We start from the raw sequence: 15,331 nt of genomic DNA, 5'->3' as shown, positions 1-15,331 counted from the left end.
GGTGAGCCGTGTCGAGCATTCGCTCCGCGGCTTCCGCATCGATCGCAGCCGGCGCTGAGCGCCGCTGTTCGACGCGCAACCGACCACTGATCATTCGGCCCGCTGCCGTCGACGCTCGCGCGCACCCTGTCATGGGTTCGCCGACGAGGCCTCGACCGGCGCTCGCGTCCTCCGCGAAGCGGGCCGGGAAGGGAGCTACTCCATGTATCCGACCAGCCAACTCTCACTGCACGCCGTGACCAAGCGCTTCGGCGACCGCATCGTGCTCGATCGCGTCGAGCTCTCGCTGCGGCCGGGCGAACGCGTCGGCGTCATCGGCGACAACGGCTCGGGCAAGTCGACACTGCTGCGCCTGATCGGGGGCGCGCTGAGCCCCGACGCAGGCGAGCTGATCACGCGCTTCGCCGGCGGCGTCGGCACGCTTGACCAGGTGCTCGAGCTGCCCGAGGGTGCGTCGGTCGACGACGCGATCGACGCCTGCTCGGTCGAGCTGCGCGCACTCGAACAGGCGATGCACGCCGCCGAGCGCGGGCTCGCGGGGCTCGCGGGCCCGGCGCTCGACGAGGCCCTCGCCGAGTACGCGGCGCTCACCGTGCGTTTCGAGTCGCGCGACGGCTACGGCGCACCGGCCCGGCTCGACGCCTCGCTCGAAGCGCTCGGCGTCGGAGGCCTCGATCGCGATCGCGCGTGGCAGACGCTCTCGGGCGGTGAGCGGTCACGCGTCGCACTCGCGGCGACCGTCGCCGCGAACCCCGAGCTGCTGCTGCTCGACGAGCCGAGCAACGACCTCGACGACGACGCGTGGCAGTGGCTCGTCGAGCGGCTGCGCGCGCACGACGGCACAGTCGTGGTCGTGACGCACGACCGGGCGTTCCTGCAGGCGCTCACACAGGTGATCTGGGAGGTCGACGCCGCCTCGGTCGCCCGCTACGGCGACGGCTACCCGGGCTACCTCGTCGCGAAGGCGAACGAGCGCGAACGGCACCGGCTCGCCTACGAGACGTGGAAGGCCGAGCTCGCCCGCAACCGCGACCTCGTCACGGCGAACGCCGGGCGGCTCGCCGCGATCCCCCGCAAGCTCGACAAGGCCGGCATGGGCACGGGCGCGTTCAAGCCCCGCAGTCGCGACCACGGGGCGATGGGTCGCATCCGCAACGCCAAGGCACGGATGTCGCGGCTGCTCGCCGAGCCGGTCGCGGCCCCGCCGAAGCGGCTCTCGTTCCGGGCGTTCGCCCCGACGCGACCGGTCGACGTCGACGCAGCCGAGGCCGAGCACGCGCCTCTGCTCGTGCTCTCCGGAGTGCGGGTGGCCGAGGCATCCGTCGACGACCTCGTGCTCGCGCCCGGCGGGCGGCTGCTCATCACCGGACGCAACGGCATCGGCAAGACGAGCCTGTTGCGGGTCATCACCGGTGAGCTGCGGGCGGATGCCGGCACCGTGAAGGCGACCCCCCGCATCGGGCACCTGCGGCAGCAGAGCGCGATCCCGCCGGGCCGGCGCACCCTGCTCGAGGCGTTCGCGGCCGGAATCCGCGAGGATCTCGGCACGGCGGAGGGGCGGCTCATGCCGCTCGGGCTGTTCCACCCGCGCGACCTCGCGGTACCGGTCGGCGCGCTGTCGTACGGGCAGCGGCGGCGGCTCGAACTCGCGCTGCTCGTGAGCGAGCCGCACGAGCTGCTGCTGCTCGACGAGCCGACGAACCACCTCTCCCCCGACCTCGTCGAGGATCTCGAGGCGGCGCTCGAGCGGTTCGCCGGCGCGGTCGTGCTCGTCTCGCACGACCGGTTGCTGCGCGAGCGGTTCGGCGGCGAGCGGCTCGACCTCGAGAGATGAGGGCCTGGGCTCAGGTATCCGAAGCGTCGGACACCTGAGCCCAGGCGAACCCGTCGGGGTCGACGAACGCCTCGGCGTCGCCGTGGATCAGGATGCGGTGCGCGCCGCTGCCGTCGTCGGCGACCCCGACCGTCTTCGCGAGCGCGCGCCGCTTGTAGAGCCCGAAGCCGATGGGGCTCGCCTCCATGTCGAAGTCGACGTAGCCGCCGATGCTCTTCGCCACCTCGAGGCCGCGCTCGCTGTAGAAGCGCTTGCTGGCCGACACGTCGTCGGCGCCGATCAGCAGCACGACGTGCTCGATCCGGTGGGTCGCGGGCGCGGTGTCCTTCTTCGCCTCGCTCGCCATCTGCCAGATCGTGCCGTCGGGCGCTCGCACGACGCCGCCGAATCCCCAGAGCGACTTCTCGGCGGGCTTCAGCACGGTCGCGCCCGCGGCGACCGCGGCATCGAACAGGTGGACGACGTCAGCGGGTTGCGCGACGACGAGTGACATCGTGAACCCGCGGAAGCCGCCCGTCGGCTCGTTCGACGATTCGAGCTGGAGCCGTTCACCCAGACCGAATGCATCGTCGTAGAAACGAGCGGCCGCGTCGAGGTCCGGCACCCCGAGCGTGACCGAGCGGATCGTCGTGAGTTTCTGGTCGGTGTTCATGTGGCACACGATTCACGCGCGCACGACCGGCGTCAACCCCTGCCGAAGACGACCTCGTCGGCGGCAGGGCGCACCACATGACCACATGACCACACGACCGGCGACCACATGACCACACGACCACACCCGTCGCCCGGGCGGTCCTGGCCGCGCGCAGAGACCGACCGTCGGATCCCTGGCGGCGGACACCCCGCGGCATCCTCGCCTGACGCGGCCGTCGGGCTACGACGAGGTCGCCTGCCGGCGCGCGTAGAACTCGCGCACCCGGTTGCGGTTGCCGCAGTCGGCGGCGACGCACCACCGCCGGTTGTGCCGGGGCGAGGTGTCGAGGAACACCCAGCCGCACTCGGCGTCGGCGCACTGGGCGAGCCGGTCGAGGTCGTCGCGCAGCAGCAGCTGGACCGCGGCGAGCGCGAGGCGTCGACGCGGGAGCGCGAGGTCGAGGGGGAAGCTCCAGTCCCATCCGTCGCCGGCTGACACGAGCGCGCCTGATGCGACCGCCTCGGCGTGCAGCCGCACGACGGGGTCGGTCGGCCCGCCCTCGTAGCAGGCGGAGTAGAGCGTCTCGCGCAGCTCGCGCACGCGGGCCCATTCGTCGGCGGCGTCGGCCGGATGCTCCGCCGCGAGTGCGCGGAGTGCGGCGGCCTGCTCGGTGTCGATGAGCCCCGACTCCTCGACGAACCGCAGCACGTCGTCGTAGTCGACGAGGTAGTCGACGAAGCGATCGGCGGCGAGGCGCTCGGACACGGTGTTCATGAGGTCGAGCCCGACGGCGCCGCCGATCTGCGCGAAGGGCCTCTCGCGCCGTCGGTAGCTGACCGGAACCGCCATGGATCGATTCTAATGTGCAATCACGACTTTACGCATTCGATTCCATCTGCCAACCTGTAATGCATGTCTGCACGATCATCCATTAGTCGACGAGACGCGGCGCGACGCAGCCCGCTGTCGGCCGACTTCTCGCGCCTCTGGGTCGCGCAGGGCGCCGGGGTGGCCGCTGCGCAGATCGCCGAGCTCGCACTTCCGCTGCTCGCGGTCCTCACACTGAACGCCTCGGCGCTCGAGCTCGGCCTCCTCGGCGTCGCCCGGTGGTTGCCGTTCCTGCTGCTCGCACTGCCGCTCGGCGTGCTCGTCGACCGGCATCGCCGACGCCCGATGATCGTCGTCTCCGACTGGGGGCGCGCCGCCTTCACCGTCGCGATCATCGTCGCCGCGGTCGCCGGGGTGCTGACGATGCCGGCCCTGCTGCTGCTCGCGGCCGCGATCGGCTGCTTCACCGTGCTGTTCGAGGTGTCGTACCAGTCGATCGTGCCGAGCGTCGTGGCGCCGTCGGGCCTCGCCGCCGCGAACTCGCGGCTCGCGGCGACCGCGGCGGCCGTGCAGGTCGGCGGCCCGGGCGTCGGCGGCCTGCTGGTGCAGCTCATCACCGCCCCGTTCGCGCTGCTCGTCACGGCGGGCGGCTACGTCATCTCGGCACTCGCGGTCGGCGGCATCCGGGCGCCCGAGGCGCCGCCCACCGAACGCGGCCGCTTCGTCGACGAGCTGCGCGCCGGCCTGTCGTTCGTGCGTCGCGACAAGTACCTCGTCGCGAACCTCGGCTTCTCGGCGCTCTACAACCCGTTCATCCAGTGGGTCATGGTGCTGTTCCTGCTGCACGCCGTCGACGAGCTCGGCCTCGACGCCTTCCAGGTCGGCCTCATCCTCGCGATCGGCGCGACCGGGGCGCTGGCCGGCTCACTGCTGGCGGGCCCGCTGACCCGGCGGTTCGGGGCGGGGCGCCCCATCCTCGTCACCGCGATCGCCGAGTGCCTCGTGCTGCTGGTGCTTCCACTCGCGGATGCCTCGTGGGGCGCGCCGACACTCGTCATCGTTCTCGGCCTCGTGTTCGCGGTCGGCGACGCTGGCGCGACGCTCTCGAGCGTCATCCTCATCACGATCCGGCAGCTCCGCACGCCCGACCACATGCTCGGCCGCGTGAACGCGAGCATGCGCTGGGTCTCGTACGGCACGATCGCATTCGGCGCGGCCATCGGCGGCATCGTCGGCGAGTTCGTCGGCACCCGCCTCGGCATCCTGATCGGCGTGCTGCTCACCTTCTCAGCGGTGATCTGGGTGATGCTCGGCCCGCTGCCCCGGGTGAAGGACCCCGCGGAGCTCGCCATCGCCGAGCGACGCGAGCCCGTCATGACCTCGACCGAGTAGGCGATACTGTCGGCGAGACCGCACCCCGTCGTGCCGAGAGGATTTCCATTGGCGAACACCGAGCCACCGCTGAAGGTCCGACCCCGCATCTGGGTCGGCCTGCTGATCTGGCTCGCGTACCTCGCGCTCGTCATCACGATCCAGGCGGCGAGCGGGATCCCCTACGACGCGTGGGGCGAGAGCGCGGGAAACCTGTTCTTCGGGGCGGGCGTCTCGCTCATCGTCGCGACGGTGCTCCTCGTGATCACGACGACCCTGCTGGGCTGGTGGCGCCCGGCGCTCTTCGAGCGCGAGCGCAGCCGGCATCGCTGGCCGATCTTCGTGCCGATCCTCACGGCGATCGCCGCGATCATGAACCTCACGGCCACCGACTGGAGCGCGTACGGCGGCGCGTTCCTCGCCGCATCCCTCGCGCTGCTGCTCGTCGGTTTCACCGAGGAGCTCGTGAGCCGCGGCCTGCTGCTCACGGCGCTGCGCAGTCGGCTGCGCGAGGTCTGGGTCTGGCTCATCACCTCGGTGCTGTTCGGTCTCTCGCACCTCGTGAACATCCTGCTCGGCGCGCCCGACTCGGGCACGGTGATCCAGGTGACCTCGGCGTTCCTCGCCGGAACGGTGTTCTACATCCTGCGACGCGTCACGGGCTCGCTCATCTGGGCGATGGTGCTGCACGGGCTCTGGGACTTCTCGGTCTTCGCCACCGCGGTCGGCCAGGCAGGCGACCTCGCCGCGATCGCGAACGTCGTCGAACTCACTGCCGGCTTCCTGGGTCTCGCCTGCGTGGCGTTCGTGATCCGCGGTGCGAACGAACGAACGGATGCCCCGGTCGCTCCCCGAGCGTAGGCCGTCGCGCCGGCGAGGAAGCGACGGCGCCCACCGGGGGTGAGCACGCCGTCGGCCGAGCGGCCGTCGTCGAGGTCGCCCGTCAGCCCCGCCCGCGCCGCTGCGCCCGCCTCGCCCGTTTCGCCCGCGTGCGCTGCTCGGCCGCCTCGCGCGCTGCGATCGACGCGGCGTCGGGGTCGCCGGGCGACAGCACGCTGCGCAGCGCATTGCGTTCGTGCACGGCGCGGCGAAGGTCGGCCATGCCCACGAGCGCCGCGACGACGGGAGCCGCGACGGCGACCGCGAGGGCGATCACGACCGTCGGCCCGCCGAGTATCAGCTCGGGGTCGACGAGCGCCGCGAGCGCCACGAACGCGGCGAGCGGCGTGAACACCGCCACGATGAGTCGCGACGTCCAGAGCCCGGCGCGCGGGCCGAGCAGCATCGACTCGGCCACCTCCTCGGTCACCCGCCGGGGCCGCCCGTCGGCGACCCACTGCACGGCCGCCAGCTCGGTCCGCCGCATCAGCACGAGCCGCACGACGACGAGCACCGCGGTGACCGCCAGCGCACACGCGATCGCGATGCCGCCCCAGAGGCTCAGCCCGTCGATGAAGCGCTCGACCGGGTCGTCGAAGTAGCGCTCGTCGCACCGGCGGCACGGCTGACGCAGCCACACCGAGACGAACCAGATCGCGACCACCGCCCCGAGCGTGCACGCGGCGATGACGATCGCGCGGTCGATCCGCTGCGTGAACGTCGGCAACAGCTGCGCGGGCGGTTCGGCCGCGGTGGATGCCTCGCGGCGACGCTTCTCCGAGAGCTCGGCGACGACGACCGAGCGAGCCCAGCTCAACTCGAGCACCGCCCGCCGGTACTCCTGCCGCTCCTCGACGCCGATGAGTGAGGAGCGCACGACCAACCACCCGAGCACCACGACGGTGCTCACACCGATGATCGTCCACACGATCGGCGTGCGGCCCTCCTCGTCGAACAGCGCGAAGAGCAGGCAGAACCCGCCGACGGCCATCGCGATCACGGCGACGACGAAGGCGGCGCGACGAACATGGCGTGCGGGCAGGGTCGCGAGGCGGACGCGGTGCGCCGACGACGGCACCTGCCCCGGCTCGGCACTCGCGTGATGTTCGAGCAGCCGCAATGCCGCCGCGCCGTCGAGGGCGCCGAACAGCGGGATCGCGAGCGCCAGCGCGGCCGCGAGCCCGAACAGCGGGATCACCGTCGCCCGCAGGAACGCGTCGACGTCGAGGTCGAGGTCGTGCGTCAGCTGCCAGAGCGCTTCGTCGCCGACGATCGCGGCGATGAGCATCGTCACCCACGTCGCACCCGCGCCGACGGCGAGCGCGATCGACAGGCCGACCGCGGTTCGCCCGAACGCCGACGACACCGTCTCGGGCACCTCGACGAAGCGGAGGTCGCGCAGCTCGCGCTCGGTGCGGTCGCGCGTCGCACGCCGTCGCTCGGTGCGGGCTGCGCGACCCGACTGGGCGCGTTCGTCGCGTTCGTCCATGTCTGCCACGCCTCAGGCGCCCCGGGTGGCGAGCGGGTCGTCGATGAGGGCGCGGTCCCACTGCGCGAGGATCGCGTCGACGGTCTCGTCCGGCGCCTGGTCGGTGGAGTCGATCCAGAGCCCGACCTGCGGCGTCTCGGCGAGCCAGCCGTCGAATGTGTGCACCGCGTCGACAAGCGAACCGTCGCCGACCCAGCCGGCGTAGGCGCCCGTGCCTCGCTCGGTCTCGCGCCGCACCACGGCTTCGACGCCGGGTCGCAGCACCACGAGGGCGCGACGACGACCCATCCGGGCGAGCTGGTCGGTGACGGCGTCGCCGTAGATGTTGTCGACGTGCACCGCGCTGATGCCCGAATCCACGAACGACCGGGCGAGCATCGCGCCGTGCCGGTAGCGCAGTTCGAGCTGGGCGAGCGCGCCTGGCGACGGCGGCTCGGCCATGTCTTCACGGCCTGAGACGACCATCTGCCAGAGCACGTCGCCCTCGATGAACGCGGCGGTGCCGAGCCGCTCGGCGAGCAGCCGACCCACCGTCGACTTGCCGGCCGCGGGAACACCGACGACGAGCACAGCGGTCGGCCGGACGTCGGGAGCGACGGGTGCGGGTGCGTGGGCGGTCGAGTCGGACATCCGGGTCAGATTATCGCCTTATCGCCTGCGGATCGGGGCGTCGGGGTCGACCGCGACGAGTGCGGCCTCGAGCGCGTCGGCGAGCGCGCGCACGCCGTCGGCGCCGACCGGTGAGAACTCGCGGTCGATCGCGGGGAGGTACGCCTTCGCCCCGGCGAGGAAGCGGCGGCGCCCGTCGGCGGTGAGCACGGCGTAGGCCGAGCGACCGTCATCGGGGTTGACCTCGCGGGCGACGAGCCCTGCGGCGATGAGCTCGTCGACGAGCCGGCTCACCCGGGTGCGGCTCAGCACGACGCGCTCGGCGAGCTGGCCCATCGTGAGCCGGCCTCCCCCGTCGTTGAGCTCGAGCAGCACGTCGTACCAGCTGAGCGGCAGGCCGCCCTCGCTCGCGACGGCGCGCTCGAGGCGCGGCAGTACGGCGGCGTGGAGTCGCAGCAGCGACTCCCAGGCGCGTTCGGCGTCGTTCGACATGCGCCGACTCTACCACTTGCGTGCGTGCGCACACATATGCCAGACTCGCTCACCTCAGTTATGTGCGTCCGCACGCACTTGAAGGGATCGGACCATGACCACGCTCCTGCACCTCTCCGCCTCGCCGCGTGGCAAGGCGTCGCACTCGCTCGCGATCGCCCAGCGCTTCGTCGAGTCGTTCGAACAGGCCTCGCCCGAGGCATCCATCGACCACTGGGACCTGTGGGACGGCTCGCTGCCCGCATTCGGCCCAGACGGGGCCGGCGCGAAGATGCGGGTGTTCGCGGGCGACGAGCCCGAAGGGGCTGAGGAGATCGCGTGGCACCGCGCACGCCTCGCGTTCGAGCGGTTCGCCGCCGCCGACCTCTACCTGTTCAGCCTGCCGATGTGGAACGCGGGCGTGCCGTACATCGCGAAGCAGTTCATCGACGTCGTCAGCCAGCCCGGCTGGGTGTTCGGCTTCGACGGCGAGACCGGGTACTCGGGCCTGCTCGAGGGCAAGCGCGCCGCGGTCGTCTACACGAGCGCCGTCTACGGCGAGGGGCGGCCGCCCGCGTTCGGCGCCGACTTCCAGCAGCCGTTCTTCGAGGGCTGGCTGCGGTGGGCGGGCATCGACGAGATCGACTCGATCGAGTTCCGGCCGAACCTCGCGATCGCCGACGCCGAGCCCGGACGCCTCGCCGCGCATGCCGAGGCACGACGGCTCGGCGCCGAGTTCGGGCGCGACGCGCGAGCCGCGGCTGCCTGACGGGCGCCGGGGCGAGCATTCGGGGGTTCTCCCGATACCGACCGCCCACCCGCATCCGCTTGGCTCGGGACATGCCTTTCGTCACGTTCCTGCGCGGGTGGGCGGCCGTCGCCGTCGGCTGCCTGCCGCTCGCCGGCCTCATGCTCACGCCCCAGCTCATGCGCAGTCGCGCGGGCAGCGAGTCGCTGCTGATGGTCGGGATGCTCCTGCTCCTCGCGCTGCTCGCGACCGCCATCGTGCTCGCGCCCATGCTGAGCGCACTGGCGACGCCGGTGGCCGGCCGCTGGGAGCCGCGCACGGCGCTGCGGTCGACCCGCGAGGCATGGCGCCGCCGCACGGGACAGGCGTGGCTGGCGTTCGGGTTGCTCGTGCTCGTCTACGGCGCAGGCCAGGCGATCGGCTACCTCGTCGGCGAGGCGGTGCCGTACGTGCACGACAACCCGGCGAGCGCGAGCGACCCGACGGCGCCGCTCTGGGTCATCGACTACCCCGCCTACGTGCTGCAGGCGGCCGTGCTCTACGCCGTCACCACCCTCGCGATCGCGCTGTACGCCGCCCGCGTGCGGTCGCTCGCGCTCGGCCTCGCGGCGTCGGCCGCCGATGACGCGGCGCGAGGCGTCCGTGACGCACGGCGGCCCGGACTCGACGCCGGCGTTCGCTGAGCCGCGGCTACTCGACCGGCGCGGCGTCGGGCACGTACACCGCGAGCCGCTCGCGCAGCGAGCCGGCGTGCAGCTCGAACAGGTGGCCGTCGTCGTCGTGGAAGTAGATCGAATCGCCCTCGCCCTCGACGCGCGAGCGCGGCGGCCGGAGGTCGAGCCCGAGCGCGGCGATCTTCTCGCGGAGACCGGGGAGGTCGCCGCGCTCGACCTGGAACGCGACGTGGTTGTAGCTGCGCGGCAGCCCGCCGTCGCCCTGCATGATCGCCACCCAGGTCGCCGCGTCGCCCTCGCCGACGAGGAAGAACCGCTCGGCAGAGAGCGAGAACGTCTCGCTGCCGCTGTCGTACACGCGCACCGCGCCGAGCACCGTGGTGAGCATGCGCTCCATGCGGTCGAGGTCGCGAACGATGAAGGTCACATGGCTGAGGCCGCTGCTGGTCACCGCGTCAGACTACCCGCGGCGACCCGCGGCAAGCCCGCCATACGATGGTCGTCGACGTTGGGAGAGGCATGCTTGTGAGCTGGGCGGCGGTACTGGGCGTGGCACTCGTCGAGTTGGGGATGGCCCTGACACCCGGCCCGAACATGGTGCACCTGGCGGCGCGGTCGATCAGCCAGGGAACCCGCGCAGGGCTGGTCGCGTTGTCGGGCACGGCGGTCGGCTTCGTGGTCTACCTCGCGGCGGCCGCCTTCGGCCTCGCGGCGCTGTTCGCGGCCGTGCCGGCGGCGTTCCTCGTGGTGAAGATCGCCGGGGCGGTCTACCTCGGCTACCTCGCCTGGCAGATGCTGCGCCCCGGCGGACGCTCGGCGTTCGACCCGGCCGACGTCGCTCCGATCCAGCCCGCCCGACTCTTCGGGATAGGCCTCGTCACCAACCTGCTCAACCCCAAGATCGCGCTGCTCTACGCCGCGATCCTGCCGCAGTTCATCGACGCCTCGAAGCCGGTGTGGTCGCAGTTCCTCGTGCTCGGCGCCGTGCAGATCGTCGTCGGCGTCACCGTGAACGGGGTGGTCGTCGTGAGCGCGGGCCGGCTCGCCGGATTCCTGCGCGCGCGGCCGCTCGCGATGCGGGTGCAGCGCTGGGTGTCGGGCACCGTGCTCGCCGGTTTCGCCCTCAAGCTCGCCGTCGAACGACAACCGACCGCCTGACGCGGTTCGGTGCCGGCCCGAGCGAACCAGCGGCCGAGGCCGCTCGCCGCCGCCGCCGGGATCCGGCTGCTGCGCTCACGGCCCGTCCGAGCACGCCGTGAAGCCGCTCATCGCGCCCGTGAGCAACGTGCCGCCGAGGCCGACGTCGCCCGAAGCGCTCGTGTTGAGGCCGTTCACGTGGTTCTCGACGGCGGGCGACGCCGTCCCCGCGAGCCCCTCGATGCCGAAGTCGTTCGTCGATGGATCGGTCGAGAGCTTCGCCAGTCCGATGCCGGGAATGCGGGTTCCGCCCTGACTGCCCGTCGTGGTGTTGCCGGTGATCCCCAGGCACAGCTGGGCGTCGGTGCCGCCCACCGAGCCCGAACCGACGAGGATGCCCGTGTAGCCGACACCGGTCGGTGCCAGCACGACATTGTTGCGGATCGGCGCCACCACTCTGCCGGCGGCACTGGCCTGCACGGCGATGCCGGGACCGCCGGTCGCACTGACCTTGTTGTTGTACACCTGTGCCCTGAGCGTCGCGCCGACGAGGTCGAGCGAGGTCGCCTCCGCAGAGATGCCCGGGCAGCCGCTGCGGCTGCCGGCCGCGATGACGTTCTCCGAGATGTTCACCGAGACGGATGCGGTGCCGCCGGTCAGCACGCCGATCGCCCGGCAGTCAAGATGGCGGATCGGATCGGCCTCGGTGCCGTTGCGCGACACGTCGAAGTTGGCCTGTGCGACTCCGAGCACCTGGATGTCGGCGAAGAGCTCGGGCTGCTGTTCGAGCCCGCCGTCGCCGCCGTCCATGCGGTTGTTGTTGACCGCGATGTACTGCCCGGAGTTCCGGTATGCACCCAGCATCGACTGCGTCGGGCCGTCGGTGTTGCCGCCGCGCAACACGATGCCGCTGCCCGCGCGGAAGTCGCTGATGACGTTGCCCGAGATCGTGCCCTTCGAGATCGTCGCCGCCCCGATCGCGCTGCCAGTCGCCGACACGACGATCGCCGAGCCTGGCGTGAGCAGGTCGCCCGCGTCCGAGATGCGGTTGCTGTTGATGGTCGCCTGCGAAATCGTGCCCCCGCGGTTGGCGATCGAGATGCCGGATGCCTCGTTCGAGGTGAGCACGTTGTTCGAGATGTCGACCGCGCCAGAGAGGTTCGACAGCTGGCCTGCGTCGAACGCGATGCCGTCTTCGCCTGCGGCGTCGCCCGCCCCGGTGACGGTGCCGTCGCGGAACGAGAACCCGACGACGTCGACGCCGGTGATGCCGTTGCCGGCGCTGTTCTCGATGCGCATGTTGCGGAGCGAGACATCCGCGGTGCGCTCGAGCTTGATCGCATCGGTCGTGGCGGCCGCGATGGTGCCGCCCGAGGCGTCGCCACCCTGGGCCGTGCTGCCGCCGCCCGTGACGTGCAGGCCGCCCGCGGTGCCCGTCACGCCCAGCACGATGCCCGACGCCGCGCCGTTCGAGGAGATGCGTTCGAACGTGAGGTCGTCGGCCCCGATGCCGGTCAGCGCGATCGAGAGTGCAGTGCCGGTCGTGCTCGCGAGTCTGTTTCCCGTGCCGGTGACGACGATGGTGCCCGAGGTGTACACGTCCAGCGCTCGACCGCTCGTCGTGGTGACGTCGAGGCCGCCGCCCGTGATCGAGAGGCTGTGCCCGCCGGAGGATCCGAAGTCGACTCCATCGAAGGCCCCGGTCTCGAGGTGCTTCGACGGGCCGGACAGCACGGTGGCGCCGCCGGTGTTGTTCGCGACGATGATGCCGCCGCCCGCATCGCTGCCGTCGGTGATCGGCCCCGAGAGCGTGACGGTGCCGCCGGTGCGGTTCTGGATGTCGACGCTCGTCGTCGCCGGCCCGTCCGCGATCGAGCCGCCGTACGAGATGTCGCCGCTGCCGCCGACCACGCGGAACTGGGTCATGCCGGTCTGTCCTCCGGAGAGCTGGCCGCTCGCCGCCGAGAACGTGCCTGCACCGATCTGGTCGATGTTGATGCCGTACAGGTTGTTGTTCGTCGCGGTGACCTCGTCGAACGAGAGCGACGTGCCCGACGACGCGCCGACGTGGACCGCCGGGCCGTTGGTCGCGACGATCTTTGCGGTCGCGCTCGCCGGCACGGTCACGGGGCCGGTCAGGCTGAGACTGAATGCCGCTTGGCCCGTGCCGTTCGTGCGGATGTCGAGGTCGCCGAACGTGAGGGCGCCGGTCGTCTGCTGCAGGTTGACGCCGCCGCCGTTGGACACCTCGGCGGTGACGATCTGGTCGATCTGGCTTCCTTCGAGATTGCAGAGCCGCGCGAGCAACGCCCACCCGGTCCCCGTGGTGCGGATCTTGACGGTCGCCGCCTGGTCGAACACGACCTTCGGGGTGGAGTCGACGAACACGCCGAAGCCGACGACGTCGACCTCGAGGTCGCCGATCAGGTTCGTGCCGGTCATGCCCTGCAGCGCGAGCGCGATGCCGCCGGCGACCGTGTCGACGATGCGCACGTCGTCGATGGTCGCGTCACCGCCCGGGTCGTTGGCGACGTCGACGACGCCGATGCCGCTGCCCGCCGTGACGGGATGCACCTCGAGCCCGGCGACGCGGTTGCCGACGCCGAGGCCGACGACGTACACTCCCGCGGACGCCGTGATCGTGGGCCGCTTCGCCGGGTCGCCCTGGTGCAGGGGGCGGCCGCCGACGACGAGGTCGGATGCCTCGCCGATGAGCTGCTGGTCGTCGTCGAGCGCGATCGCGGTCGAGTACCCCGTCGTGGTGCCGTCGCCCCGGAAGACGAAGATGTCGTCGCCCGCGCTGCTCGCCGCGGCGGCCTGCGCGATCGTGTCGAACGGCCTGCTCACGTTGCCGCTGTTGCCGTCGGCCGCGTTGTCGACGTACCAGACGCAGTCGCTGATGGCGATGGTCACGTGCCCGGTGTCGGTGAGCGCGTTCACGGCGCCCTGGTCGGTGAGGGTGTAGTCGAAACCGTCGGTGGTGGCGGTGCAGCCGTCGGGCGGCAGGTAGGCGACGTCGCCGTCGGCCTCGATGTAAGCGGTGCCGCCCTGCTCGGTGACGGTGACGCTGGAGACGATCGCGAGCTCGGTGCCGGGGTCGCCGTCGGTGTCGCCGTCGAGCAGGTCGCCCACGACGAGGAGGTGCGGGCGGGCGGGGTCGATCGCCCCGTCGCTCGGGTCGTCGATGACGAGGAGGGTGTTGCCGACCGCCGCGCTCGAGCCCTCGAACGTCTCGTCGTCGGCGACGGGTGCGTCGGCGATGCACGTCACCGTGACCGACACCTGCGCGTTCGCGTCGCCGGGGGTGAGCGTGTAGCTGAACACGTCGGGGTCGCCGCCCGGGGAGTTGCAGTAGTCGGCGTCGGGCTCGTACGTGAGTCCGGTGCCGCCGCCGGTGATGGCGACCGTGCCGTTCGCGGGCTGCACGATGCTCGTGATCGACCGCGGGCCGCCGTCGCTGTCGGCGTCGTTCGCGAGCACGTCGATCGCCGTGGCGGAGGCATCTTCGCTGACCGTGGCCTCGTCGTCGTCGGCGACCGGCAGGTCGTCGACGCAGGTGACCGTCACGAACACCGACGCCGTCGAGCCGCCGGGCGCGAGCGTGTAGGTGAACTCGTCGGTCGTGGTGCCGGGCGGGTCGTTGCAGTATGCGGGGTCGGGTTCGTAGGTGACGGATGCCTCATCGCCCGCGATCTCGATCGTGCCGTGTGCGGCGTCGCCGACCTGGTCGATCGAGATCGGCCCTCCGTCGGAGTTGCTGTCATTGGCGAGCACGTCGATCGTCGTGGGCTCGCCGTCCTCCTCGACGGTCGCGGTGTCGGTGACCGCGGTGGGCGGCGCGTCCTCAACGACGTCGGCCACGCTGATCGTGAACGCCTCCTCGCGGCTGCCGCCGTAGCCGTCGGTACCGCGCACGCGGATCGTGTAGTTCGCCTTCGTCTCGTAGTCGAAGCTCGCCGCGGTCTTCAGGCTCGAGCCGGTGATGGTGAACGACGCGTTGTCGTCGCTCCCGGTGCCGCTCACGAGTGCGAAGGCCGGCGTCGCGGCCGGATCGCCGTCGACGAGGCCGAGGGTGCCGACGACCGTGCCCGCGGGCTCGTTCTCGAGCACGTCGTCGTTCGAGAGGGTGAGATCGCTCGGGTCGTGGTTGCCGATCACGTACCGCTGCTCGCCGCTGCGGCACGCGGTCGCGGCGCCCACCCGGCGCAGCACGCCCGAGCTCGGCGCGCAGAAGTACACGGGCTGGCCGCTCGTCGTCGGCACGACGAGCACGGTGCCGGCCGGCTTGAGCCTTGTGCATTGCTTCGCCGACGAGAGGCGACGCACCGATCCGTCGGGCTGGATGCACAACGAGGTCGGCCCCGGCCAGATCGCGACCGGCGTCTCCTGCTTCTGCCGGCAGTCGCCGGCGCTCGTCGCCGCCCGCATCAGGCCGTTCGACTTCTGCGCGCAGGCGACCTGCAGCTGCGTCTCGGTCGGGGCCGCGACGGCGACCGAGGGGGTCGCGAGCGCCACGATCATCGCCACGACGGCGAGCAGCACGAGGGCGAGCGTGCGCGGGTTCGACTGCGCGACTCGCGCCTCGGCCGTGCGCGGGTGAGACGCAGTTGACATGGGGGCCCTCCTCGGGCGGCTCCATCGCCGTCGATCCGCAACC

Annotated in this window: 13 protein-coding genes; 6 read left to right on the top strand and 7 right to left on the bottom strand. The window is 71.8% G+C overall.

What is annotated here, in order from left to right; translation table 11 throughout:
• Window positions 1-202 precede the first annotated feature (202 nt).
• On the top strand, window positions 203-1,834 hold the full coding sequence (locus ACFVTR_RS01800) for an ABC-F family ATP-binding cassette domain-containing protein (protein ID WP_387034318.1): 1,632 nt from the start codon (window positions 203-205) through the stop codon (window positions 1,832-1,834).
• A 10-nt stretch (window positions 1,835-1,844) separates the two neighbouring features.
• Here ACFVTR_RS01800 and ACFVTR_RS01795 read toward each other — a convergent pair whose 3' ends face one another.
• Both ACFVTR_RS01795 and ACFVTR_RS01790 read right to left on the bottom strand, forming a co-directional pair.
• Complete coding sequence (locus tag ACFVTR_RS01795) at window positions 1,845-2,486, bottom strand: glyoxalase (RefSeq protein ID WP_387034317.1); 642 nt, start codon at window positions 2,484-2,486, stop codon at window positions 1,845-1,847.
• A gap of 222 nt (window positions 2,487-2,708) precedes the next feature.
• Window positions 2,709-3,317, bottom strand: a complete 609-nt coding sequence (locus ACFVTR_RS01790; protein WP_387034316.1) for a CGNR zinc finger domain-containing protein — start codon at window positions 3,315-3,317, stop codon at window positions 2,709-2,711.
• Window positions 3,318-3,380: 63 nt separating this feature from the next.
• On the opposite strand from ACFVTR_RS01790, the gene ACFVTR_RS01785 reads away from it, so the two are divergent.
• Together ACFVTR_RS01785 and ACFVTR_RS01780 are read left to right on the top strand one after the other, a co-directional pair.
• On the top strand, window positions 3,381-4,688 hold the full coding sequence (locus tag ACFVTR_RS01785) for an MFS transporter (RefSeq protein WP_387034315.1): 1,308 nt from the start codon (window positions 3,381-3,383) through the stop codon (window positions 4,686-4,688).
• Between the two features lie 48 nt (window positions 4,689-4,736).
• Window positions 4,737-5,528, top strand: coding sequence for a CPBP family intramembrane glutamic endopeptidase (locus ACFVTR_RS01780; RefSeq protein ID WP_387034314.1), 792 nt, complete (start codon window positions 4,737-4,739; stop codon window positions 5,526-5,528).
• 82 nt (window positions 5,529-5,610) lie between these two features.
• Here the strand turns inward: ACFVTR_RS01780 and ACFVTR_RS01775 are convergent, their stop codons facing one another.
• Genes ACFVTR_RS01775 through ACFVTR_RS01765 form a run of 3 tightly spaced genes read right to left on the bottom strand, consistent with a single transcriptional unit; the run spans window position 5,611 to window position 8,136 of the window.
• On the bottom strand, window positions 5,611-7,035 hold the full coding sequence (locus tag ACFVTR_RS01775) for a hypothetical protein (RefSeq protein ID WP_387034313.1): 1,425 nt from the start codon (window positions 7,033-7,035) through the stop codon (window positions 5,611-5,613).
• Between the two features lie 12 nt (window positions 7,036-7,047).
• Window positions 7,048-7,665 carry a phosphotransferase gene (locus tag ACFVTR_RS01770; RefSeq protein ID WP_387034312.1) on the bottom strand — a complete coding sequence of 206 codons (618 nt, stop codon included), beginning with the start codon at window positions 7,663-7,665 and terminating at the stop codon, window positions 7,048-7,050.
• 18 nt (window positions 7,666-7,683) lie between these two features.
• On the bottom strand, window positions 7,684-8,136 hold the full coding sequence (locus tag ACFVTR_RS01765; protein WP_387034311.1) for a MarR family winged helix-turn-helix transcriptional regulator: 453 nt from the start codon (window positions 8,134-8,136) through the stop codon (window positions 7,684-7,686).
• Between the two features lie 94 nt (window positions 8,137-8,230).
• On the opposite strand from ACFVTR_RS01765, the gene ACFVTR_RS01760 reads away from it, so the two are divergent.
• Window positions 8,231-8,884 carry an FMN-dependent NADH-azoreductase gene (locus ACFVTR_RS01760; protein ID WP_387034310.1) on the top strand — a complete coding sequence of 218 codons (654 nt, stop codon included), beginning with the start codon at window positions 8,231-8,233 and terminating at the stop codon, window positions 8,882-8,884.
• Window positions 8,885-8,955: 71 nt separating this feature from the next.
• Entirely contained in the window at window positions 8,956-9,546 is a 591-nt protein-coding gene (locus tag ACFVTR_RS01755; protein WP_387034309.1) for a hypothetical protein, read from the top strand.
• 7 nt (window positions 9,547-9,553) lie between these two features.
• Here the strand turns inward: ACFVTR_RS01755 and fosX are convergent, their stop codons facing one another.
• Window positions 9,554-9,988, bottom strand: coding sequence for a FosX/FosE/FosI family fosfomycin resistance hydrolase (fosX, locus tag ACFVTR_RS01750; RefSeq protein ID WP_387034308.1), 435 nt, complete (start codon window positions 9,986-9,988; stop codon window positions 9,554-9,556).
• A 119-nt stretch (window positions 9,989-10,107) separates the two neighbouring features.
• Between fosX and ACFVTR_RS01745 the strand changes: the two genes are divergently transcribed.
• Window positions 10,108-10,695 (top strand): LysE family translocator, encoded by a 588-nt coding sequence (locus ACFVTR_RS01745; protein ID WP_387034307.1) that lies wholly within the window; start codon window positions 10,108-10,110, stop codon window positions 10,693-10,695.
• 75 nt (window positions 10,696-10,770) lie between these two features.
• Here the strand turns inward: ACFVTR_RS01745 and ACFVTR_RS01740 are convergent, their stop codons facing one another.
• Window positions 10,771-15,288, bottom strand: a complete 4,518-nt coding sequence (locus ACFVTR_RS01740; protein ID WP_387034306.1) for a beta strand repeat-containing protein — start codon at window positions 15,286-15,288, stop codon at window positions 10,771-10,773.
• Window positions 15,289-15,331: the final 43 nt, after the last annotated feature.

Source organism: Agromyces sp. NPDC058126 (genome assembly GCF_042884595.1).
Lineage (GTDB): Bacteria > Actinomycetota > Actinomycetes > Actinomycetales > Microbacteriaceae > Agromyces.
The sequence above is the reverse complement of the archived record's forward strand: the minus strand, read 5'-3'. Positions and strand labels throughout refer to the sequence as shown.